The sequence below is a fragment of the Actinomycetospora rhizophila genome, from assembly GCF_042657905.1.
Taxonomy (GTDB): Bacteria; Actinomycetota; Actinomycetes; order Mycobacteriales; family Pseudonocardiaceae; genus Actinomycetospora; species Actinomycetospora rhizophila.
In genome coordinates this window covers 123,660-145,293 of the sequence record NZ_JBHSKG010000016.1, presented here as the reverse complement: position 1 = coordinate 145,293, position 21,634 = coordinate 123,660, and the positions used below count along the sequence as shown (strand labels likewise).

Below are 21,634 nucleotides of genomic sequence, written 5' to 3'. Positions count from 1 at the left end.
AGGACCCGGACGACGGGCCGCTGACGACCTCGCCCTGCGGCACCTGGCGGTGCGGGTCGCGGCGTCCGTCGTAGCCGCCGTAGCTCTCCTCGAACGGCGGCGTGCTCGCCCCGTCGGAACCGACCGCGGGCTGCTCACCGGTCGCGTCGCGCGGCGGCTCCGTCGGCTGCTCGAGGGGGGCGCCCGCCTCCCTCGCCGCGTCCTTCGACCGTCGTCCGGACCGCCACCATCTCCCCAGCGCGCTCACGCGACGCAGCGTAGTCATGGGATCGATCCAGGGGAGGTGGGCGCCGCACGGCGCGTCGGGGGGTGCGCCGTAGGCTCCCGGCACGTGAAGGCTCTGCGTCGCTTCTCCGTCCGCGCCCAGCTCCCGGCCGCTCTCGCACCCCTCCAGGAGCTGGCCACGAACCTGCGCTGGACGTGGCACGGGCCCACCCAGGACCTCTTCGCCACGGTGGACGAGGCGGCGTGGCGCTCCACCGGCGGCGACCCCGTCCGGCTGCTCGGCGAGGTGCGCCCGCAGCGGCTGGCCGAGCTCGCCGAGGACGCCGCGTTCGTCGGCCGTGTCCAGGAGCGCGCCGAGGACCTCCGCACCTACCTGGCCGAGCCCCGCTGGTACCAGACGCGAGCCGCCGACGGCTTCCCCTCGGCCGTCGGCTACTTCTCGATGGAGTTCGGCGTCAGCGAGGTGCTGCCGAACTACTCGGGCGGGCTGGGCATCCTCGCCGGCGACCACCTCAAGGCGGCGAGCGATCTCGGGGTCCCCCTGGTCGCCGTCGGCCTTCTGTATCGATCCGGCTACTTCCGCCAGTCGCTCTCGCTCGACGGGTGGCAGCAGGAGCACTACCCGGCCCTCGACCCGCAGGGTCTGCCGCTGCACCTGCTCACCGAGGCGAGCGGAGCGACGGGGGATGGGCCCGACGCGTCGGGCACCCCGGTGCTCGTCGGCGTCGCGATGCCCGAGGGCCGCACGCTGCGGGCGCGGGTGTGGGTGGCGTCGGTCGGGCGGGTGCCGCTGCTGCTGCTCGACGCCGACATCGAGGACAACGACGCCGACCTGCGCCAGGTCACCGACCGCCTCTACGGCGGCGACGCCGAGCACCGCATCCGCCAGGAGATCCTCGTCGGGATCGGCGGGGTGCGCGCCGTGCGGGCGTTCTGCCGCTCCACCGGGCACCCCGCGCCCGAGGTCTTCCACACCAACGAGGGCCACGCCGGCTTCCTGGGCCTCGAGCGCATCCGCGAGCTCGTCGACGACGCCGGGCTCGACTTCGACCAGGCGCTCGCCACCGTCCGCGCCGGCACCGTCTTCACCACCCACACCCCGGTGCCCGCGGGCATCGACCGCTTCCCGGTGGGGCTGGTCGAGTACTACTTCACCGCCGACATGCTGCCGGGCATCGAGCCCGCCCGGGTGCTCTCGCTGGGCCGGGAGCCCGCGGGCGACATGTTCAACATGGCGCACATGGGCCTGCGCCTGGCCCAGCGCTCCAACGGCGTCTCGCAGCTGCACGGCGAGGTCTCGCGCGGGATGTTCCAGAGCCTGTGGGGCGGGTTCGACGTCCCGGAGGTGCCGATCGGCTCGGTGACCAACGGCGTCCACGGCCCCACCTGGACCGCGCGCGAGATCGCCGGGCTCACCGCGGGCGCCGAGGCCGCGGGCAGCCCGGAGCTGTTCGGGGTGTCCGACGCGCTGCTCTGGGAGATGCGCGGGGCGCTGCGGCGCCGGCTCGTCGAGGAGGTCCGCCGCCGGGTCCGCGCGTCGTGGCTGCAGCGCGGCGCCTCGGAGCCCGAGCTGGCCTGGACCGAGCGCGTCTTCGACCCGGACGTGCTCACGATCGGCTTCGCCCGCCGCGTCCCGACCTACAAGCGACTGACGCTGATGCTGCGCGACCAGGAGCGCCTGCGCTCCATGCTGCTCGACCCGGAGCGCCCGGTGCAGCTGGTGATCGCCGGCAAGTCGCACCCCGCCGACGACTCCGGCAAGCGGCTCATCCAGGAGATGGTCCGGTTCGCCGACGACCCCGCGGTCCGCCACCGGATCACGTTCCTGCCCGACTACGACATGTCGATGGCGCGCTACCTCTACTGGGGCTGCGACGTCTGGCTGAACAACCCGCTGCGCCCGCTCGAGGCGTGCGGGACGTCGGGGATGAAGTCGGCGCTCAACGGCGGGCTCAATCTGTCGGTGCGCGACGGCTGGTGGGACGAGCTCTACGACGGCCGCAACGGCTGGGCGATCCCGACCGCCGACGGCGTCGACGACCCCGAGCGCCGCGACGACATCGAGGCCAACGCCCTCTACGAGCTGCTCGGCACCACCGTCGCCCCGCTGTTCTACGACCGCGGCGCCGACGGCGTGCCCGACCGCTGGACCGCGCTCGTGCGCCACACGCTCGCGACGCTGTCGCCGAAGGTGCAGGCCACACGCATGGTCACCGACTACGTCGAGCAGTGGTACGCCCCGGCGGCCCGCTCGGCGGCGCGCGTGCTCGAGGACGGCTTCGCCGGCGCCAAGGAGCTCGCGACCTACCGCGCCCGCCTCGACGCCGCCTGGTCGTCGGTGGCCGTCGCCGAGGTCGACGCCTCGGGTGGCGCCGACACCCCGGTGCTCGGTGCGCCGATGACCGTGCGCGCCGAGGTCGTGCTCGGCGGCCTCGACCCCACGGAGGTGCTCGTGCAGGCGGTCGTCGGCCGCGCCGACGACGCCGACGAGCTCTCGGAGCCGGTCGTGGAGCCGATGACCCTGATCGGCCCCGGGCATGACGGCTCCCACCGCTTCGAGGCCGTCGTCGCCCTGCCCCACGCGGGCGTCCTCGGCTACACGGTGCGCGTCCTGCCGCGCCACGACCTCCTCGCCGCGCCGGCGGAGCTGGGCCGCATCGTCCTGCCGGCCTAACCGCGGGGGCTCGCCTTCAGCACGAGCGCCGTGTGGGCCGGGACGGTCAGCACGTCACCGGCCGGCAGGGGCTCGGTGCTCGGCGGGGCGCCGGAGGCGGTGCCCGGGTCGAGCACCGGCACCCACGCGGTGTCGCCGAAGGCGTCGGGCAGCAGCACGTCGACGGGCCCGCCGCCGGAGTGCAGGACGAGCAGGAGCGCCGGGTCCCCGTCGACGCGCACGACCAGGGTCCGCCCGTGGTGGTGGAAGTCCGGCTCGGCGAGCTCGCGGCCGTCGGGGTGCAGCCAGGCGATGTCCGGGGCGGCGCCGTCGGGGTCGGTGTCCTCGCGGCCGTAGAAGAAGTCGGTGCGCCGCAGCGCCGGGGTGGCGCGGCGCAGGGCGAGGGCGCGGGCGACGAAGTCCACGAGGGCCGGCCGACCGTCCGGGGACGACCACGACCGCCACGACGTCTCGTCGTCGAGGCTGTAGACGTTGTTGTTGCCGTGCTGCGTGTGGCCCAGCTCGTCGCCGCCGAGCAGCATCGGGGTGCCCGCCGAGAGCAGCAGCGTGGTGAGCAGGTTGCGCGCCTGGCGGTCCCGCAGCGCGAGGATCGCCGGGTCCGACGTCGGCCCCTCGACGCCATGGTTCCACGAGCGGTTGTCGTCGGTGCCGTCGCGGCCCTGCTCGCCGTTGGCCTCGTTGTGCTTGCGCTCGTAGGCCACGAGGTCGGCGAGGGTGAAGCCGTCGTGGGCGGTGACGAAGTTGACCGACGCGGCCGGGGTGCGCGCGGGCCAGTAGAGGTCCGACGAGCCGGCGAGCCGGGTGACGATCTCCGAGACCGGGCCGTGGCCGCGCCAGAAGTCGCGCACGCCGTCGCGGAAGCGCCCGTTCCACTCCGCCCACGGCGGCGGGAACCCGCCCACCTGGTAGCCCTCGCCGGTGGCGTCCCAGGGCTCGGCGATGAGCTTGACCTGCGAGAGCACCGGGTCGTCGGCAATGGCGCCGAGCAGCGGCGCCGCCGGGTCGAAGGCGCCGCCGCGCGGCCGGCCGAGGGTGGAGGCGAGGTCGAAGCGGAAGCCGTCGACGCCCATCGTCGTCACCCAGTGCCGCAGCGAGTCCACGACGAGCGCGCCCACGAGCGGGGAGGCGGCGTCGAGGGTGTTGCCGCAGCCGGTGACGTCGACGTCGCGCCCGCGGGCGTCGAGGGCGTACCAGCCGGCGGCGTCGAGCCCGCGCCACGACAGCGACGGCCCGTCGGCGCCGCCCTCGCAGGTGTGGTTGAACACGACGTCGAGCACGACCTCGAGCCCGGCGGCGTGCAGCGTCGCGACCATCGCGCGGAACTCCTGCGCCTCGCGGCCCGGCGTCGAGGCGTAGCCGGGGTGCGGGGCGAGGTAGGCCAGGGTCGAGTAGCCCCAGTGGTTCGTCCGCCCGCGCGCGAGCAGCGACGGCTCGGAGGTGTGGGCGAACACCGGCAGCAGCTCGACGGTCGTCGCCCCGAGCGCGACGAGGTGGTCGACGACCGCGGGGTGGGCCACGCCGGCGTAGGTCCCGCGCAGGTGCCCGGGCACCTCGGGGTGGCGCATCGTGAGATCGCGCACGTGGGTCTCGTAGATGACCGTGTCGGCCCACGGCACGCCCGGGCGCGTGGTCGGCGCCGGGTCGAGGTCGGCGGTGACGATCCCGTGGGGCACCGATCCCGCGGAGTCCCGGTCGTCGCGGCGGGTCGAGAACGCGTCGGTGCCGGCGAACGCGCGCGCGATCTCCAGCGAGGTGACGGTGCCCTCGACGCGGCGGGTCCACGGGTCCACCAGCAGCTTCGCGGGGTTCGTGCGCACGCCGCGGCCCGGGTCCCAGGGCCCGTGCACGCGCAGCCCGTAGGCGTCGCCGTCGCTCACGCCGTCGGCCCGTCCGGACCACCAGTCGCCCGAACGACGCAGCTCGATGCGCCGCTCGCCGCCGGGGGAGGGCAGGCAGAGCTCCACCGCCTCGGCGCTCGTCGCGGCGGGGACGGTGACGTGCAGCACGTCGCCGTCGAGGTGGGCGCCGGGGCGGGGAGCGATGGTGGGCATCGGGGCGGAATCGTGCCCGATCGCGGGGTGGGCCGTCGCCCGTCGGCGACTGTGATCCGTCAGGATGGCGGCCGTGACGCAGCCGGACGCGAAGCGCAGCGGAGCCGGACCCTTGACCCCGGAGCCGAGCACGGCCGACCCCGACACCGTGATCCGTCTCGACGGTGTCGGCGTGCGCCGCGGCGGCTCCGACCTGCTCGCCGACCTGGACTGGACCGTCGAGCTCGACGAGCGCTGGGCGATCCTCGGCCCCAACGGGGCGGGCAAGACCACGCTGCTCAAGCTGGCCGCCGCCGAGATGCACCCCACGTCGGGCACGGTCGACCTGCTGGGCGAGCGGCTCGGGCGCGTCGACGTCTTCGAGCTGCGCCCGCGCATCGGCCTGGCCTCGGCGAGCCTCGCCGGGCGCGTGCCGCCCGACGAGACCGCGTTCGACGTCGTGCGCAGCGCGGGCTACGGGGTGCTCGGCACCTGGCGCGAGCGCTACGACGAGACCGACGACCAGCGCGCGTCGGGGCTGATGGCGATGATGGGCGTCGTCGACCTGTCCGGCCGCCGCTACGGGACGCTCTCGACCGGTGAGCGCCAGCGGGTGCTGCTGGCCCGGGCGCTGATGACCGACCCCGAGCTGCTCCTGCTCGACGAGCCGGCCGCGGGCCTCGATCTCGGTGCCCGCGAGGACCTCGTCGAGCTGATCTCCGAGCTGGCCGCCGACCCGGACGGCCCGGCGACCGTGATGGTCACCCACCACGTCGAGGAGATCCCGCCGAACTGCAGCCACGCGATGCTCATGCGCGGGGGGCGCGTGGTCGCACAGGGCCTGCTCGACGACGTGATGACCTCGGAGAACCTGTCCGCGACGTTCGACCAGCCGCTCGAGCTCACCAGCCGGCGGCGCCGTTTCACCGCGTTCCGGCGATAGTGTCGCCGCGCGCAGTGACCAGACCTGAGGAGGCCCGTCGGTGACGGAGTTCGTGCGGCTCGAGGTGGACGGCGGGGTGGGCACCATCCGGCTGGACCGGCCCCCGATGAACGCGATCAACCGCCAGCTGCAGGACGAGCTGGTCGAGGTCTCCGCGGAGGCCACCAGCCGCGCCGACGTGCGCGCGGTCGTCGTGTACGGCGGCGAGAAGACGCTCGCGGCCGGCGCGGACGTCAAGGAGATGGCCGCGATGACCTACTCCGAGATGGCCGAGCGGACCCACCAGCTCTCCCGCGGCTTCGGGGCGGTCTCGGAGATCCCGAAGCCGACGGTGGCCGCGATCACCGGCTACGCGCTGGGCGGCGGCTTCGAGGTCGCGCTGTCGTGCGACCGGCGCATCGCCGGCGACAACGCGACGGTCGGCCAGCCGGAGATCCTGCTCGGGATCATCCCCGGCGGCGGCGGGACCCAGCGCCTCACCCGGCTCGTCGGGCCGGCGAAGGCCAAGGACGTGATCTTCACGGGCCGCTTCGTCAAGGCCGCCGAGGCCCTCGAGATGGGCCTGGTCGACGAGGTCGTCGCGCCCGACGAGGTCTACACCCGTGCCCGGGCGTGGGCCGAGCAGTTCGCGAACGGCCCGACGCGCGCCCTCGCTGCCGCCAAGAACGCCATCGACCGCGGCATGGACATGGACCTGCGCGACGGGCTCGCGTTCGAGTCCGAGGTGTTCGCGGCGCTGTTCGGCACCGAGGACCAGACGATCGGCATGCGCTCCTTCGCCGAGAACGGGCCCGGCAAGGCCCAGTTCCTCGGGCGGTGAGCCCGACCCAGGCGGAAGTGGACGCCGCCCGCGACGACCCCAAGCTCGCGAACGTCCTGTACCACGACTGGGAGTCCGGCTCCTACGACGAGAAGTGGTCGATCTCGTTCGACGAGCGCTGCACGACGTTCGCGGTGGACCGCTTCCGGGCGGTGAACCCCGGCTCCGAGACGTACGACCACGCCCTCGAGCTGGGCTGCGGCACCGGGTTCTTCCTGCTCAACCTCATGCAGGGCGGGATCGCGCGGCGCGGGACGGTCACCGACCTCTCGCCGGGGATGGTCGCGGTGGCGACGCGCAACGCGGCGAACCTGGGCCTCGACGTCGAGGGCCGGGTGGCCGACGCCGAGACGATCCCGGTGCCCGACGCGTCGGTCGACCTCGTGGTGGGGCACGCCGTGCTGCACCACATCCCCGACCTCGATCAGGCGTTCCGCGAGATCCTGCGGGTGCTGCGGCCCGGCGGGCGGTTCGTCTTCGCGGGCGAGCCGACGCGGCTCGGCGATCTCTACGCCCGCAAGCTGGGGCAGGCGACCTGGTGGGCGACCACCCGGTTCGCGTCGGCGTCGTGGCTGCGCCCGCCGGCCGAGCTCGACGAGTCCTCGCGGGCGGCGGCGCTGGAGTCGGTGGTCGACCAGCACGTCTTCGACCCCGACCGCCTCGAGCGCTTCGCCCACGCCGCCGGCGCGGTGGACGTCCGCGTCGTCACCGAGGAGCTCACCGCGGCGGTGTTCGGCTGGCCGGTGCGGACCTTCGAGGCCGCGGTCCCCCCGGAGCGCCTCGGGATGCGCTGGGCGATGTTCGCCTACCGCACCTGGCAGCGGCTCTCGTGGCTCGACGAGCGGCTGTCGAAGGTCGTGCCCCGCTCGTTGTTCTACAACGCGCTGGTCACCGGGGTGCGGCCGCCGGATCCGGTGTCGCTCTCGAGCTGACGTTGCCGTACGCCTTCACCCTCGACGACGTCGCGTACCTGGCCTCGGACGCCGGACGCGACGCCGTCGCGGGGGCGGCGCCGCTGCTGGCCGCCGACCGTCTGCGCGCGGTGCAGACGTTGCGGGAGCGGCTCGGCGACCGGGCCGCGCCGGTGCTCGAGACCGCGCTGCTGGCCGACCGCGCCCGCGGCCGGGTGCCCGAGGGCTGGCTGCTGACCGCCGACGCCGCCGAGCAGGCCACCGCGGCCCCGGTCGCGGCGCACCGGGCGGCCCGGCTCGCGGGGCGCGACGTGCACGACGTGACCTGCTCGGTGGGCGCGGAGCTGGCGGCGTTGCGCCGGACGGCGTCCCGGCTCGTCGGCTCCGACCTCGACCCGGTGCGCCTGGCCATGGCCCGCGTCAACGTCCCCGGCGTCGCCCTGGTGCGCGCGGACGCCCTGGCGCCGCCGTCGCGGGACACGGTGCTCGTCGCCGACCCCGCCCGCCGCACCGCCGCGGGCCGCCGCACCTGGCGTCCGGAGCACTTCGCCCCTCCGCTGGACGGGCTAGCGGAGGCCGCCGGTCTGTGTCAGCGGCGGCGCGTCGCTGACACTGGACGTCCGTATCGCCACGCACACGATCTGGTCGTCTCGACGGCCCCGGGCCTCGATCCGGCCCTCGCGCCGTGGGCCGCCGAGGTGGAGCTCGTCTCCCTCGACGGCCGTGTGCGGGAGGCGGCGCTGTGGTCCGCGGGCCTCGCGACGACGCACCGCCGCGCGACGGCGCTGTCGAGCCGCGGCGCCGGGTTCGAGGTCACCGACGCGCAGGACGACACGTGCCCCGTCGCGCCGGCCGGCGAGTGGATCGTCGACCCCGACGGCGCCGTCGTCCGGGCCGGCCTGGTGCGCCAGTACGGGGCGCGCCACGGGCTGTGGCGCCTCGACGAGCACCTCGCCTACCTCTCCGGCGACGCCCCGCCCCCCGGCGTCCGCGCGTTCCGCGTGCTCGAGCACGGCCGCTACACCGAGAAGACGCTGCGCACGACGCTGCGCCGGCGCGACGTCGGGCGCCTCGAGATCCTCGTCCGCGGTCTCGACGTCGACCCGAACGCCCTGCGCCCGCGCCTGAAGCTCGCCGGGACGCAGGAGGCCACGGTCGTCCTCGCCCGCCTCGCGAGCGGACCCGAGGCCTACGTGTGCGAGGCCGTCAGCGACCGGGTATCCGCGCCTCCCGACCGATCCTGAGGAGGCACCACCGGAATGGACGCCGACACCGCCCGCCGCTCGCTCACCGAGGAGCGCGACCGTCTGCGCGAGATGGGCGCCTGGTCCCGCGAGCACGAGCCGGCCGTGGCCGTGCAGCAGGAGGGCGCGCTCGGCCAGCACCCCGGCGACTACGGCTCCGAGGTCGAGGAGACGATGGAGCGGCAGGGTCTCGCCGACGAGAGCGAGCGCCAGGTCGCGGAGATCGACGCGGCGCTGCAGCGCATCGAGGACGGCACGTGGGGCCGCTGTCGGGTGTGCGGGCAGCAGATCGACGACGAGCGTCTGGAGGCGCGCGCCCAGGCCGACACGTGCCGGGAGCACGCCGACCAGTAGCGAGGACGGCCGCGGCCCCCGCCCGAGGACGGGGGCCGCGGTTCGTCACAACCGGTTCTCGGGGACGCCGCTCGCCGGGTCGACGTCCTCGTCGTCCAGGCGGACCTCCGGGCCCTCCAGCTGCTCGTCCAGGTCGCCGCCGATGGCCTGCTCGGTCTCGTCGAGGTCGACGATCTCGTCCTCTCCGATGTCGTGCACCGCGGCCTCCTCGGCGGAGGCTGCGCCACCGGCGATCCCGGCGTCCTGCGCGGCGAGCGAGCGGCCCGGCACCTGGTCGGGGTCGGGCTCGGCGGCGGTCAGGCGCCCGCTGCGGGCCTGGCCGGCCTCGGAGGCGATCTCGCCCTCGGTGAGGTCGGGGCCGGGCGCGGTGGCCGCGCCGCCCGTGTCGTCGGGGATCTCACGGGCCAGGCGGTCGTCGATCGTCTCGCGCTCGCGCTGGCCCTCGGGGGTCGTGTCGGGGTCGTCGAGGCCGAAGGGGCGGTTCGGGGCGACGACGCCGGCGTCGAGGCCGTCGGTACCCGGCCGACCGTCCAGCGTCTCGCCGGACTCGAGCTGCACGCTCGCACCCAGGTCGGGCTCTTCGGGGACCTCGTCGCTGTGCTCGGGCTCGGTCATCCGAGCGGCTACCCGCGGGGCCCGGGGTCCATGTCGGCGAGCATGTCGTCGCGCAGGCGCCGGGCCAGTGACGCGCGCACCCCGTCAACGTCGGTGCCGCCGGGGACGGCCACGTCGACGGTCCGGCCGCCCGGGGCGCGCCCGCGCCGGTCGGCGAGCACGGTGCCGCGCGCCGGGCCGAGCGAGGTGTCGACCTCGAGCTCGAGCGGCACCGTCGCCAGCGTCCCGGGCTCGACGGCCTCGAGCAGCGCGACCGCGTCGTGGATCGGCACCCGGTCCACGCCCAGCGCCTCCCCGTGCGCGTAGACGTGCCGGGTCGCGGCCAGCGCCTCGCCGACGGGGCCGGAGGCGGCGAGGTCGGCGAGCCACGCCCGGTCGACCGTCACCACGTGCGTGAGGTCGAGCGGCACCAGCGTCGTCGGCACCCGTTCCTCGACGAGCACCCGGCGGGCGGCCTCCGGGTCGGACCAGACGTTGAACTCGGCGCCCGCGCTGACGTTGCCGCCGATGCCGATCGAGCCGCCCATGACGACGAGGCGCCCGATGCGCTCGGCGAGGTCCGGGCGGGTCGCGAGCAGGAGGGCGACGTCGGTCAGCGGGCCGATCGCGGCGAGCACGACGGGCTCGGGGCTCGCCTCGAGGACGCCCGCGATGACGTCGAGCGCACGTCCCGCGGGCTCAGGGCCGAGCGGGCCGAAGCGCTCGGCGACCCCGCCCAGACCGTCGTCGCCGTGCACGTCGGCCGCGCGCTGCGTCGTCGGGTGGATCAGCGGGCGCTCGGCGCCGACGCCGAGCGGGACGTCGCCGCGCCCGAGCATCCCGAGCAGGCGGCGGGCGTTCGTCGTCGTGGTCGGCAGGTCGACGTTGCCGAACACCGCGGTGACCGCGAGCAGGTCGGCCTCGGGGGCGCGGGCGGCGAGGGCGATCGCGTAGGCGTCGTCGACACCGGGGTCGGTGTCGACGATCAGCGGCGTCACGGGACGTCGACCTCCTGGCGGGTGGGGAGCGAGGGCTGGGCGCCGGGGCGGGTCGCGGCGAGGGCGCCGGCCCGGCAGGCGCGGCGCAGGGCGCTCTCGTCGTCGCCGCCCGCGGCGAGCGCGAGGGCGAGCGCGGCGGTGAAGGCGTCGCCGGCCGCGGTGCCGTCGACGGCGTCGACCGGCGGCGGCTCGACGGTCGCGACGACCCGGCCGCGGCGGCGCAGCTCGGCACCCGCGGCGCCGTGGGTGATGGCGACGGCGACGAGGTCGTCGAGGTCGGCGTGCGCGGCCAGCGCGCCGAACTCGTGCGCGTTGACGCAGAGCAGGTCGACGCCCGCGAGCACGTCGCCGGCGACGGGGCGGACCGGGGCGGCGTTGAGCACCGTGAAGCCGGGCGCGGCCATCGCCGTCGCGACCGCCTCGTCGGGGACCTCGAGGACGGTGAGCACGACGTCGGCGTCGAGGTCGCCGGGCGCGACGGCGAGCGTGGCGTTGGCGCCGGCGTCGATGACGATCGTGGTCTCGCCGTCGTCGTCGACCTGGATCATCGCGGTGCCCGTCGGCGCCTCTGCCGCGATCCGGATGTGGCGCAGGTCGACCCCGCCGGCGCGCAGGAGCGTGAGGGCCTCGCCCGCGAGCGGGTCGTCGCCGACGGCGGCGTGCAGGCTCACCCGGGCGCCGAGACGGGCGGCGGCGAGCGCCTGGTTGGCGCCCTTGCCGCCGGGCACGCGGGTGACGCCGTGGGCGGTCAGCGTCTCCCCGGCGGCCGGGAGGCGCTCGACCCGGGCGACCAGGTCGAGGTTGACGCTGCCGACGACGGCGACCCTCGGACCATGGCGGGACATCGGGCGATCGTAGGGTTCGAGCCGTGAGGTCGGATCCGCGCCAGCCGCGACTGCTCACCTGGGCGTCGTTGCGCTGGATCGTGCGCCACCGCGCGTGGTCGCCGTTCTACCTGGTCCGCTACTGGCGGATGCTCAAGGTCCGCGTGCGCCAGCCGCACATCGTGCTGCACGGGCTGGTGTTCCTGGGCAAGGGCGTGCAGCTCGAGGCGCGGGAGGGGTTCGGGCGCCTGGAGATCGGGCGGTTCGTCCACATCGGCGACCACACCCGCCTGCGGTGCCACGAAGGGTCGCTGCGCATCGGGGACAAGTCGGTGTTCGGCAACGAGAACACGATCAACTGCTACCTCGACATCGAGTTCGGCGAGGCGACGCTGCTCTCCGACTGGATCTACGTCTGCGACTTCGACCACCGCTACGCCGACGTGCACGCGCCGATCAAGGACCAGGGCATCGTGAAGACGCCGGTGCGCGTCGGGCCGGAGACGTGGATCGGGACCAAGGTGACGGTGCTGCGCGGCGCGCGGGTGGGGCGCGGGTGCGTGATCGGCGCGCACGCGGTGGTGCGGGGCGAGGTGCCGGACTGGTCGGTGGCCGTGGGGGCGCCGGCGCGTGTGGTCCGCGACCGGCTGGCCGACTACGAGGCGGCCGCCGCCGACCGGGCGGCCCTTGCCGACATCGCCCGCAAGACGGAGCTGGAGGCGCTGCGCGCAGGTGAGCGATCCGGGTCGTCATGACGACCCGGATCACTCACGAGCGCGGAGCGCCTCAGGTGAGCCCGAAGACGTTGCCCGTCGGGATCTTGGGGCGGCCGAGGTCGCGCGGGGGAGCGGGGCGGGCGGTGGCGTAGACCTCCGCGGTCCGGTCGGCGATCGCCGGCCAGGCGAAGTCGGTGGCGAGGCGCGCGCGGGCGGCATCGGCCCGGGTGCGGGCGGCGGCGGGGTCGTCGAGGCAGCGGGCCACCGCCCGCGCCAGCCCGGGCACGTCGCCGGGGTCGAACGACAGGCCGGTGACGCCGTCGACGACCACCTCGCCCAGCCCGCCGGCCCGCGACGCGACCAGGGGCGCGCCGGCCGCCGCCGCCTCGAGTGCGGTGATCCCGAAGGGCTCGTAGCGACTGGGCAGGACCGCGGCGTCGGTACCGGCGAGCAGGTCGCGCAGGGTGGCGTCGTCGACGTGGCCGAGCAGCCGGACCGAGCGCCGCACGCGGGCGGCGCGGGCGCGCTCGGCGAGCCAGTCGGAGCACGAGCCCGTGCCCGCGACGTCCAGCGTCGTGCCGGGGTGGGCGCGGCGGATCGCGGGCAGCGCGGCGACGAGGTCGTGCACGCCCTTCTCCCACTCGAGGCGCCCGAGGTAGAGGAGGGTCGGCGGCCCGGTCCGGCGTTCGACGGTGCGCAGCCAGCTCGCCGGGTCGATGCCGTTGTGGACGACCGCGACGTCGTCGGGGTCGAGGTCGAAGAGCCCCGAGACCTCGGTGCGCATCGCCTCCGAGCAGGTGATGACGGCGTCGGCGCGGCGCGCGAGCCACCACTCCACCGAGTGCACCTGCTGGTTCAGCGTCTGCGAGAGCCAGCCGCCGTGTCGACCGGCCTCGGTGGCGTGCAGGGTCGCGACCAGCGGCGCCCCGGTCAGGTCGGCGACGGTGATCGCGGCGTGCGCGACGAGCCAGTCGTGGGCGTGGACGACGTCGGGGCTCCAGCCGCGCAGCAGCGTCCCGGCGGCGCGCAGCATCGCGTGCCCGAGGCCGAGGGTCCACGCGACGAGGTCGCGGACGAACTCGAGGTGCGGGGGATCCTCGGCGACGCGCAGGACGCGCACACCGTCGTGGCGCTCGAGCGTCGTCGGGTGGGTGTGCGCGTCGCTGCCGGTGGGCTGGCGGGCGACGACGACGACGTCGTGGCCGGCGTCGGCGAGTGCCGTCGCCAGGGCGTGCACGTGCCGCCCGAGCCCGCCGACGACCACGGGCGGGTACTCCCAGGAGAGCATCAGGACGCGCACGCCGTCTTCCTCCTGCCGATCGAGCGCGTGGCGTTGCGGACGCTCAACGTCTGCGACGCCACGCCGCTGACATCAGGCGGGCGACCCTACTCCCGAGTAGGCAGGGGCGGTGCGACGGCGGTCACCGCTCGGGTGACGGCGCAGCACCCGGGCGTCGAGGCGCCCGAACACGTCGTCCTGGGCGGCGAAGGCCGCGGCGCGCGCGGCGGCCTCGGTGTGACGGCCCGCGGGCAGGAGGTCGGTGAGCTCGCGGACGCGGTCGCGGTGCTCGGCGGCGCGGCGCCGGGCGTAGTGGGCGGCGGAGTCCTTGGTGACCATGAACGCCCAGTCGCTCGAGAGCGCCAGCGCCGCCTGCGTCGCGAGGGTGTCGAGGGTGGCGTCGCGACCCGCGGCCGGGGCCGCCCCGTCGACGGCGGCGAGCAGGCGGCGCGCCACGTCCTCGTTGTCCGCCACGAGGTCGCGCACGGCGAGCCCGTCCCACACCCGCCAGTCCTTGCCCGACCCCCACGACGACGCCGGCAGCACCACCGGCTCCTCGACGTGCCCGGCCTCGACCGCGCCGCGCAGCGTCGTCACCCGCACCCCCGCCTCGGGCAGCGCGGTCAGCACGGCCTCGAGCCACGCCGGGCCCTCGTGCCACCAGTGCCCGAACAGCTCGGTGTCGAACGCGCTGACGACGAGGCCCGGGCGGCCGCGGCGATCACGCAACGACGCCAGCCGGTCGTGGACCACCCCCACGAAGTCCGCGGCGTCCCGCGCGACGGCGGCGGCCGCGCGGGCGGGGTCGTAGGGCTTCTTGTCCGCCGTGGCGACGCGGCGTCCGGTGACGCGGGCGGGCTTGAGGCCGGTGAGGTGGTCGTAGGTGTGGAAGTCGCGGTAGTCGGCGGCGCCCGGGTAGCCGGCGCGCGGCGACCACACCCGGTAGGTGACCTCGAGGTCGCGCGCGAACGCGACGACGTCGGTGCCGTCGACGGGGTGGGCGGCGGCGGTGTCGCCGCGCAGCGCGGGCCCGTCGACCAGGAAGCGCTCGACGCCGGCCGCGGCGTAGTCCTGCTCGAGCCCGGGGGCGTAGCCGCACTCGGGCGCCCAGATGCCGGCCGGGCGGCGACCGAGGCGCAGGGCGCCGTCGCGCAGCCCGGCGTCGAGCAGGAACCGGCGCACGCGGCCGGGCAGCAGCGGGGCGAACGGGTGGGTCGCGGGCCCGCCGAGCAGCTCCACGACGTCGTCGTCGGCCAGCCGGCGCAGCACCGGCGAGCCGCCGTGGCGCCAGTCGCGCTCGAAGACCTCGAGGGCGTGGGCGGCGGCGCGGTGCTCGCGGGTGGCCAGCGCGGGGTCGCCGGCGTGGGCCTCGTGGGCGCGCAGCTGCCAGTCGGCGAGCCACGTGTGCATCGCGCGCAGGGCGGCGGGGTGGTCGAGCTGGGCGGCGAGGACCGGGGTGACGCCGAGCGTCAGTAGGTCGCGCCGGCCGCGCGCGGCGAGGCGCTCGAGGGTCTCGACGACGGGGAGGTAGGAGTGCGCCCAGGCCTGGTAGAGCCAGTCCTCGCCGACCGGCCAGGCCCCGTGGCGCAGCAGCCACGGCAGGTGCGAGTGCAGGACGAGGCAGAACGTGCCCACCGGTTCCCTGCTCAAGCACGCTCCTCTCGTCGGGCCGGAGTCTGTCACGGCGCCGTCCCCCGAACGGTGACGAGGCATCACCGGCGCCCGCGCACATCGTTGACGTGGGCGAACCACTCCTCGACGTCGAGAGGGAGCCCCATGCGTGCTCGCATCCTCGCCGGAGCACTCGCCGCGGTCTCGGCCGGCGGCGCGCTGCTCGGGCTCGCCGGCACCGCCGTCGCCTCGCCGATCCCCGGCGTGCCGGTGACGACGGCCGACCAGTGCGCCGGCGGCGGCGGGGAGCTGCAGGCCGGCGGTCAGTACTGCTCCGGTGGCGGCGACACCGGCGACGTGGTCGTCGGCGAGGCCGCGGCCGCCGCGATGCGCCAGGCGCTGCCCGAGTCGGTGGCCGACCCGGTGCTCACCCTCGCCGGACGGCGCTGACCAGCAGGTCCAGCGACGCGTCCACGCCGTCGGCGCGCAGCTCGAAGTCGTCGGCGGTCACGTTCTTCACGTCCGCGGCCAGCTCGTCCGGCCACTCCTCGCCGGACAGCGCCAGCGCGATCTGGGCGTCGATCACCGAGCCGCCGTGGCGGGCGTCGAGCTCCCGCAGCCCGGGCCCGTGGTGCAGCCCGCGCAGCGCCTCGAGCACCAGACCCGCGTCCGCGACCAGGGACGCCAGCTCGGCACCGGTCAGCTCGCGGGTGTGGAACGGGTTGAGCGGACGGTCGTCGGGCCCGGCGCCGGGGGAGAAGGTCAGCCGGTTGGGCGTGGCGCAGTGCAGCCGCCCGCCCGGGCGCAGGACCCGGGCGCACTCGGCGAGGAAGCCGGGCTGGTCCCCCAGGTGCTCGATCACCTGCAGGGTGACGACGGCGTCGACGGTGCCGTCGCCGATGGGGAACGCCTGGAGGTCGGCCCTCGCCGTGGACACCTGTGGGTACCGGGCCGCGACGTGGGCGGCGACGGCCGGGTCGAGCTCGAGGGCGACGACCGTCCGGGCCTGGTCGGCCAGCAGCGCCGCTCCGTAGCCCTCGCCGACGCCGGCGTCGACCACGATCCCGGTGCACGACGGGGCCAGCGCCAGGTACACGGCCTCGTGGCGCCGGAACCAGTAGTTCTCGACGTCCAGCCCGGGCACGGTGCGCTCGCCGGTGAGGGGGAGGGGGGCGTGGGTCATGGTGCGGTGATCCTGTCACCGCCCGCCGGCGAGAGGATCGGGTCGTGGACCTCGCGAGGCCGGGCGGCCGAGGGGCTCCTGGCGGGGTTGTCGGACCCGCCTGCCGGACTCGACGCCGTCGATCTGAGACGGCGCCTGCGGACCCGCCCCGGCGTGTCGCGCGACTGAGCTGGTGGCGATCCTGGCGTTGGACGTCAGCGTGGCCGCCAGGCTGGAACACCCCGGGGCGCGATCGCCGCCGACACGAGGCCGGGCCGGACGCCGAGGTGCCTGTTAGGTTCGCCTAAGCACACGGAGTCGAGGGAAGGGCACGCACGGTGGCGACGACGACCGTGGGCCGGCCTCTCCTGTCCCGGGCCCCGGTGCGACGGCGCAGCCGCCCGGTGCTGGCGCTCCTGCTCGGGCTCGGCGCGCTCGCGGTGGTCGCTGTGCTCAGCGTCGCGGTCGGCTCGGCGCCGACGACGCCCGCCGAGGTGTGGCACGCGCTGGTCACGCCGACCGGCGCGCCCACCGACATCGTCGTCCGCGAGCTCCGCGTGCCCCGCACGCTCCTGGGCTTGGTGGTCGGCGCCGCGCTCGGTGTGGCCGGCGTGCTCATGCAGGGCCACACCCGCAACCCGCTCGCCGACCCCGGCCTGCTCGGCATCAGCGGCGGCGCCGCGTTCTGCGTGGTGCTCTCGACGACCGTCCTCGGCGTCACCGGCGTCGCGGGCTACATCTGGTTCGCGTTCGTCGGGGCCGCGCTCGCCGCCCTGCTCGTGTTCACCCTCGGCGCCGCCGGGCGGGGCGGCCCGACGCCGGTGACGCTCGCGCTGGCCGGCCTCGCGGTCTCCGAGCTGCTGCTCGCGGTGACCTCGGCGATGGTGCTCGGCGACGGCCCCTCGCTCGACGCGTACCGCTTCTGGGCGGCCGGCGCGCTCGACGACCGCGGCGCCGACCTCACCCTCCAGGTGCTCCCGTTCGTGGTCGTCGGCCTGGCGCTCGCCGCGGTGAACTCCCGGGCGCTCGACGTGCTCGCGCTCGGCGAGGACAGCGCCCGTGGGCTGGGCCAGAACATCCTGCGGGCCCGGATCGTCGGCCTCACCGGGGTCACCCTGCTCACCGGGGCGGCGGTGTCGGTCAGCGGACCGATCGGGTTCGTCGGCCTCGTCGCCCCGCACGTCGTGCGCTCGCTCGCCGGGCCCGCGCACGGGCGGCTCATCCCGCTCGCCGCGCTCGTCGGCGCCGTGCTCGTGCTCGCCGCCGACGTCGTCGGGCGGGTCGTGGTGCGCCCGGGCGAGCTGCCCGTCGGCATCGTGCTCGGGATCGTCGGCGCGCCGTTCTTCATCGCCATGGTCCGCCGGCGCCGGATGGTGCGGCTGTGAGCACCACGGCACCGGCCCGGGAGGTCGCGGGCCGCCGTCCCCTGCGCCTCGGCCCGGTGTCGGCGGTCTGGCGCCCGCGCACGGCGGTCGTCGTCCTCGGCGCCGCCGTCCTGCTCGTGCTGGTGGCCGCGGTGAGCATCGGGCGCGGCGAGTACCCGATCGCCGTCGGCGACGTGCTGCGCGTGCTCGCCGGCGGCGGCACCCGCGGCGAGACGTTCGTCGTCACCCAGCTGCGGCTCCCGCGCGTGCTCTGCGGCGCGCTGGTCGGCGCCGCCCTCGGCGTGGCGGGCGCGCTCACCCAGGGCGTCGCGCGCAACCCCCTGACCAGCCCCGACGTCCTCGGCGTCACCGACGGCGCCGGCGTCGCCGCCCTGCTGGTGATCGTGCTCGCGGGCTCCGGCGGCACCGCGGTGGGCCTGCTCGCCGCCGTCGGGCTGCCGGTCGCGGCGCTGATCGGCGGCCTGCTCGCGGCCGGGCTGGTCGTCGTGCTCGCCTACCGCCGGGGCCTCGACGCGTTCCGCGTCATCCTCATCGGCCTGGCGATCAGCGTCGCGCTGGTCTCGGTGACCTCCTGGCTGCTCGTCCTCGCGAACGTGCAGCAGGCGGGCCTCGCGCTCGTCTGGCTGCGCGGCTCGCTCAACGCCCGCGGCTGGGAGCACGTCACCCCGATCGCGATCGTGCTGGTGATCGTGCTGCCGATCGCGATCGCGCTGGCCTTCCGCCTCGACGCCCTCGACCTCGGCGACGACGCCGCGCGCGGGCTGGGGGAGCGGGTCGACCGCTCGCGCGTGCTGCTGCTCGGGCTCGCCGTGGTCCTCGCCGCCTCGGCCACCGCCGCCGCCGGGCCGATCCGCTTCGTCGCCCTCGTCGTCCCGCAGGTGTCGGTGCGCCTCGTCGGGGGCTCGCGCCCACCGCTGCTCGCCTCCGCCCTGGCGGGCGCCCTGCTCGTGGTCGCCGGCGACCTGCTGGCCCGCACGGTGCTCGGCGGCGAGGTGCCCGTCGGCGTCGTCACCGTCGTCCTGGGCGCGCCCTACCTGCTCTACCTGCTCGTCCGCCGCACGAGGAAGGACTCCGCGTGAGCGCCGACACCGAGCGCACGGAGGTCACCGACGGGACCGGGACCGTCCGCCTGCGCGCCGAGGGCGTGCGGGTCGGCTACGGCGAGTCGATCGTCGTCGGCGGCCCGGAGGGTCTCGACCTCGACGTCCTCGACGGCACCGTCACCGCCGTCATCGGCCCCAACGGCTGCGGCAAGTCGACGCTGCTGCGCACGATGGCCCGGCTGCTCGCGCCGAAGCACGGCCACGTCGTGCTCGACGGCCGCCGCCTCGACGCGATCCCCTCGCGCGAGGTCGCGACGGTGCTCGGCGTGCTGCCCCAGGACCCGACCGCGCCCGAGGGCATCACGGTCGCCGACCTCGTCGCGCGCGGCCGCCACCCCCACCAGCGCTGGTTCCGGCAGTGGTCCACCGACGACGAGGAGGCCGTCGCCGAGGCCCTCGACTGGACCGGCATGGCCGACTTCGCCGAGCGCACGCTCGACACGCTCTCCGGCGGGCAGCGCCAGCGCGTCTGGATCTCGATGGCGCTCGCCCAGGGCACCGAGGTGCTCCTGCTCGACGAGCCGACGACGTTCCTCGACCTCGCCCACCAGGTGGACGTCCTCGAGCTCGTCGAGCGCCTGAACCGCGAGCGCGGGCGCACCGTGGTCATGGTGCTGCACGACCTCAACCTCGCCGCCCGCTACGCCCGGCGGCTCGTCGCCCTGCACGCCGGTGAGATCGCCGTGGCCGGCACGCCGCACGAGGTGCTCACCGAGGTCACGCTGCGCGACGTCTTCGGGCTCGACGCCCGCGTGGTGCCCGACCCGGTCGCGGGCACGCCGCTGGTCGTCCCCGTCGGGCGGTACGCCGACCGGCGTCGTGACGGGTGACTCCTGGGGTTGCCCTGCGCGGTGACTTAGGTGAGCCTGCCCTCCGACGATCACCGACGAATCCCCCGGAGTGCCCCCGAATGACCCTCCGTGTCCGCTTCGCCGCCGCCCTCGCCGCGGTCCTCGCCCTGCTGCTCGCCGGGTGCGGATCGGGCGGGGACGAGCCGGCACCGGGTGCCGCGGCGCCCGGCTTCCCGGTCACCATCCCGCACGCCTTCGGCCAGACCACCATCCCGGACCGCCCGGTCCGCGTCGTGACGGTCGGCTACAACGACGCCGACTTCGCCCTCGCCCTCGGCACCGTGCCGGTCGGGGTGCGCGACTTCATCGGCGCCTTCGACGAGACCACCCGCCCGTGGGCCCAGCAGCAGCTGAACGGGCAGCGGCCCGAGATGGTCGGCGGCAACGAGATCGACATCGAGAAGGTCGCCTCGCTGGCGCCGGACGTCATCCTCGGCGTCTACTCCTACATGGACCGCGCCACCTACGACCGGCTCTCGCAGATCGCGCCGACCGTGGCCGACCCGACCGAGGGCGTCGCCGCGCCGTGGCAGGAGCAGACCCGCATCACCGCCCGCGCCCTCGGGGTCCCCGAGCGCGGTGAGCAGGTCGTCGGCGACGTCGAGCGCCGCTTCGCCGACGCCCGCGCCGCGAACCCGCAGCTGGCCGGCAGGAACCTCGCCGTCGCGCTCGTGGCCTCCGGCGAGTTCAACCTGCTCGGGCGCGACGACGCCCGGACCCAGCTCTTCACGGGCCTCGGCCTGGCCGTCCAGGACACCACCGAGACGCTGTCCAGCGAGCAGCTCGGCCGGCTCGACCAGCAGGCCGTCGCCGTCCTCGGCGTCCCGCCGCAGACGGTCCTGGCGAACCCGGTGTTCGCCAACCTCGGGGCGACGCGGGCGAACCGGGTCGTGTTCCTCGGCGACGAGGCGTCGCCGGTGGCGGGCGCGCTGGGATTCTCGAGCCCGCTGAGCCTGCCCTACGCGCTCGACCAGGTCACCCCGGAGCTCGCGCGGGTCTACGCCGCGCCGTAGTTGAACCGCGAGTAGGCCGGCGCCGACCAGCCGGTCGGGAAGGCGTTCTCCGTCCACACCGTCCCGGCGACGCGGAAGACCGTCTCCCGGCCGGTGGCGGGCCCGGCGACCTCGCCGGCCGGCGCCGGGCGCACCTCGGCCGTGCCGGTCAGCTGGAGGGTCGCGCCGGTGCGCCAGTCGGGGAAGAGCAGCCCCGCCGCGGGCTGCAGGGACAGGTTCCCCGCGGTCATCATCATCGCGTTGCCGACGTAGTCGGGCCACGTCAGCTCGGTCGGCGAGACCACGCGCACGACGCCGGGGGCGCCGCCGCGGTGCGAGACGTCCGCACCGCCGGCGGCGGCCGTCGCGACGAAGAAGGTGTCGGCGCCGGCCACCAGCTCCGCCTGGGCGGCGCTCAGCGCCGTCCCCCGCGTCGCCACCGGGCCCCCGCCGGCCGGTGCCTCCTCGAGGACGGCCCGCGCCTGGATGTACTTGGGGCAGTTGCCGTAGGCCTGCGCCACCTCGATCTCGGCGCCCCCGTCCACGGGCCGCCAGCGGCCGTTGACGCGCAGCCGCTTGCGCGTCGCGAGGTCGATCGCTAGCGTGCCGACCTCCACCGTGCCGCGCAGGGCCTCGGCCAGCGGGTCCGTCGCCGGCACGTCCGCGGTCACGCGCACCGTGGACGGCCCCACGGCGGACACGAATCCCTCCGGCCCCTGCAGGGTGGTCGCCCACACCCGCCCGTCGCGGTCCGCGGCGCCCAGCACCAGCAGGCGCCGCCGGAGCAGGAAGTCGGCCGCCCCGCGGGGGACCGTGCTCGCGACGATCGGCCGGACCCGCTCCGCCTGCTCCGTGAGCCCCGCCGCCCGTTGCGCGGCCAGCTCGCCGTCGTGGAACCTCATGTCCACGATATTACCG

20 protein-coding genes are annotated in these 21,634 nt (G+C 75.9%); 12 read left to right on the top strand and 8 right to left on the bottom strand.

Annotation, left to right across the window (positions count from 1 at the left end):
- Positions 1-331: 331 nt before the first annotated feature.
- The gene (gene glgP, locus ACFPK1_RS25135; RefSeq protein WP_378023687.1) at positions 332-2,899 is read left to right on the top strand and encodes an alpha-glucan family phosphorylase; all 2,568 of its coding nucleotides are present in this window, start codon (positions 332-334) and stop codon (positions 2,897-2,899) included.
- Here glgP and glgX read toward each other — a convergent pair.
- A complete protein-coding gene (glgX, locus tag ACFPK1_RS25130) occupies positions 2,896-4,950 on the bottom strand; it encodes a glycogen debranching protein GlgX (RefSeq protein ID WP_378023686.1) in 2,055 nt (684 codons plus the stop codon). The genes glgP and glgX overlap by 4 nt on opposite strands.
- A 112-nt stretch (positions 4,951-5,062) precedes the next feature.
- Here glgX and ACFPK1_RS25125 point away from each other — a divergent pair, with 112 nt between their 5' ends.
- Genes ACFPK1_RS25125 through ACFPK1_RS25105 form a run of 5 tightly spaced genes read left to right on the top strand, consistent with a single transcriptional unit; the run spans position 5,063 to position 9,201 of the window.
- Positions 5,063-5,872, top strand: coding sequence for an ABC transporter ATP-binding protein (locus ACFPK1_RS25125; protein ID WP_378023705.1), 810 nt, complete (start codon positions 5,063-5,065; stop codon positions 5,870-5,872).
- A 40-nt stretch (positions 5,873-5,912) separates the two neighbouring features.
- Positions 5,913-6,692, top strand: a complete 780-nt coding sequence (locus tag ACFPK1_RS25120; protein ID WP_378023685.1) for an enoyl-CoA hydratase/isomerase family protein — start codon at positions 5,913-5,915, stop codon at positions 6,690-6,692.
- Positions 6,689-7,624: a class I SAM-dependent methyltransferase gene (locus ACFPK1_RS25115; RefSeq protein WP_378023684.1), complete on the top strand. Its 936-nt coding sequence runs from the start codon at positions 6,689-6,691 to the stop codon at positions 7,622-7,624. The genes ACFPK1_RS25120 and ACFPK1_RS25115 overlap by 4 nt, the downstream gene beginning before the upstream one ends.
- A gap of 2 nt (positions 7,625-7,626) precedes the next feature.
- Positions 7,627-8,847, top strand: a complete 1,221-nt coding sequence (locus ACFPK1_RS25110) for a THUMP-like domain-containing protein (protein ID WP_378023683.1) — start codon at positions 7,627-7,629, stop codon at positions 8,845-8,847.
- 15 nt (positions 8,848-8,862) lie between these two features.
- Entirely contained in the window at positions 8,863-9,201 is a 339-nt protein-coding gene (locus ACFPK1_RS25105) for a TraR/DksA C4-type zinc finger protein (protein ID WP_378023682.1), read from the top strand.
- A 45-nt stretch (positions 9,202-9,246) separates the two neighbouring features.
- Here the strand turns inward: ACFPK1_RS25105 and ACFPK1_RS25100 are convergent, their stop codons facing one another.
- From ACFPK1_RS25100 to ACFPK1_RS25090, 3 genes are read right to left on the bottom strand one after another with little or no spacing between them, the layout of a single operon-like run.
- A complete protein-coding gene (locus ACFPK1_RS25100) occupies positions 9,247-9,816 on the bottom strand; it encodes a DUF5709 domain-containing protein (RefSeq protein WP_378023681.1) in 570 nt (189 codons plus the stop codon).
- A gap of 8 nt (positions 9,817-9,824) precedes the next feature.
- Positions 9,825-10,793 (bottom strand): nucleoside hydrolase, encoded by a 969-nt coding sequence (locus tag ACFPK1_RS25095; protein WP_378023680.1) that lies wholly within the window; start codon positions 10,791-10,793, stop codon positions 9,825-9,827.
- Entirely contained in the window at positions 10,790-11,638 is an 849-nt protein-coding gene (locus ACFPK1_RS25090; protein ID WP_378023679.1) for a ribokinase, read from the bottom strand. Before ACFPK1_RS25090 ends, ACFPK1_RS25095 begins: the two co-directional genes overlap by 4 nt.
- 23 nt (positions 11,639-11,661) lie before the next feature.
- Between ACFPK1_RS25090 and ACFPK1_RS25085 the strand changes: the two genes are divergently transcribed.
- On the top strand, positions 11,662-12,372 hold the full coding sequence (locus ACFPK1_RS25085; RefSeq protein ID WP_378023678.1) for an acyltransferase: 711 nt from the start codon (positions 11,662-11,664) through the stop codon (positions 12,370-12,372).
- A 31-nt stretch (positions 12,373-12,403) separates the two neighbouring features.
- Here the strand turns inward: ACFPK1_RS25085 and ACFPK1_RS25080 are convergent, their stop codons facing one another.
- Both ACFPK1_RS25080 and ACFPK1_RS25075 read right to left on the bottom strand, forming a co-directional pair.
- Positions 12,404-13,633, bottom strand: coding sequence for a glycosyltransferase family 4 protein (locus tag ACFPK1_RS25080; RefSeq protein ID WP_378023677.1), 1,230 nt, complete (start codon positions 13,631-13,633; stop codon positions 12,404-12,406).
- Between the two features lie 72 nt (positions 13,634-13,705).
- A complete protein-coding gene (locus ACFPK1_RS25075; protein ID WP_378023676.1) occupies positions 13,706-15,325 on the bottom strand; it encodes a 1,4-alpha-glucan branching protein domain-containing protein in 1,620 nt (539 codons plus the stop codon).
- 63 nt (positions 15,326-15,388) lie between these two features.
- On the opposite strand from ACFPK1_RS25075, the gene ACFPK1_RS25070 reads away from it, so the two are divergent.
- Positions 15,389-15,673 carry a hypothetical protein gene (locus ACFPK1_RS25070; protein WP_378023675.1) on the top strand — a complete coding sequence of 95 codons (285 nt, stop codon included), beginning with the start codon at positions 15,389-15,391 and terminating at the stop codon, positions 15,671-15,673.
- Here the strand turns inward: ACFPK1_RS25070 and ACFPK1_RS25065 are convergent.
- The gene (locus ACFPK1_RS25065; RefSeq protein WP_378023674.1) at positions 15,651-16,406 is read right to left on the bottom strand and encodes a class I SAM-dependent methyltransferase; all 756 of its coding nucleotides are present in this window, start codon (positions 16,404-16,406) and stop codon (positions 15,651-15,653) included. The two genes, ACFPK1_RS25070 and ACFPK1_RS25065, sit on opposite strands and share 23 nt — an antisense overlap.
- Positions 16,407-16,723: 317 nt before the next feature.
- Here ACFPK1_RS25065 and ACFPK1_RS25060 point away from each other — a divergent pair, with 317 nt between their 5' ends.
- From ACFPK1_RS25060 to ACFPK1_RS25045, 4 genes are all read left to right on the top strand, one after another.
- Positions 16,724-17,770, top strand: coding sequence for a FecCD family ABC transporter permease (locus ACFPK1_RS25060; RefSeq protein WP_378023673.1), 1,047 nt, complete (start codon positions 16,724-16,726; stop codon positions 17,768-17,770).
- Positions 17,767-18,849 carry a FecCD family ABC transporter permease gene (locus ACFPK1_RS25055; RefSeq protein WP_378023672.1) on the top strand — a complete coding sequence of 361 codons (1,083 nt, stop codon included), beginning with the start codon at positions 17,767-17,769 and terminating at the stop codon, positions 18,847-18,849. Before ACFPK1_RS25060 ends, ACFPK1_RS25055 begins: the two co-directional genes overlap by 4 nt.
- Positions 18,846-19,703: an ABC transporter ATP-binding protein gene (locus tag ACFPK1_RS25050; RefSeq protein ID WP_378023671.1), complete on the top strand. Its 858-nt coding sequence runs from the start codon at positions 18,846-18,848 to the stop codon at positions 19,701-19,703. Before ACFPK1_RS25055 ends, ACFPK1_RS25050 begins: the two co-directional genes overlap by 4 nt.
- A gap of 80 nt (positions 19,704-19,783) precedes the next feature.
- A complete protein-coding gene (locus ACFPK1_RS25045; RefSeq protein ID WP_378023670.1) occupies positions 19,784-20,737 on the top strand; it encodes an ABC transporter substrate-binding protein in 954 nt (317 codons plus the stop codon).
- On the opposite strand, the gene ACFPK1_RS25040 is transcribed toward ACFPK1_RS25045, so the two are convergent.
- Positions 20,722-21,618, bottom strand: coding sequence for a pyridoxamine 5'-phosphate oxidase family protein (locus ACFPK1_RS25040; RefSeq protein ID WP_378023669.1), 897 nt, complete (start codon positions 21,616-21,618; stop codon positions 20,722-20,724). The two genes, ACFPK1_RS25045 and ACFPK1_RS25040, sit on opposite strands and share 16 nt — an antisense overlap.
- Between the last annotated feature and the right edge of the window lie 16 nt (positions 21,619-21,634).

Excerpts from the sequence above, each read along its gene's own strand:
- glgX (WP_378023686.1), bottom strand. The coding sequence starts at position 4,950 with ATGCCCACCATCGCTCCCCGCCCCGGCGCCCACCTCGACGGCGACGTG.
- ACFPK1_RS25105 (WP_378023682.1), top strand. The coding sequence starts at position 8,863 with ATGGACGCCGACACCGCCCGCCGCTCGCTCACCGAGGAGCGCGACCGT.
- ACFPK1_RS25100 (WP_378023681.1), bottom strand. The coding sequence starts at position 9,816 with ATGACCGAGCCCGAGCACAGCGACGAGGTCCCCGAAGAGCCCGACCTG.
- ACFPK1_RS25090 (WP_378023679.1), bottom strand. The coding sequence starts at position 11,638 with ATGTCCCGCCATGGTCCGAGGGTCGCCGTCGTCGGCAGCGTCAACCTC.
- ACFPK1_RS25075 (WP_378023676.1), bottom strand. The coding sequence starts at position 15,325 with ATGCCTCGTCACCGTTCGGGGGACGGCGCCGTGACAGACTCCGGCCCG.
- ACFPK1_RS25070 (WP_378023675.1), top strand. The coding sequence starts at position 15,389 with ATGCGTGCTCGCATCCTCGCCGGAGCACTCGCCGCGGTCTCGGCCGGC.
- ACFPK1_RS25065 (WP_378023674.1), bottom strand. The coding sequence starts at position 16,406 with ATGACCCACGCCCCCCTCCCCCTCACCGGCGAGCGCACCGTGCCCGGG.
- ACFPK1_RS25045 (WP_378023670.1), top strand. The coding sequence starts at position 19,784 with ATGACCCTCCGTGTCCGCTTCGCCGCCGCCCTCGCCGCGGTCCTCGCC.
- ACFPK1_RS25040 (WP_378023669.1), bottom strand. The coding sequence starts at position 21,618 with ATGAGGTTCCACGACGGCGAGCTGGCCGCGCAACGGGCGGCGGGGCTC.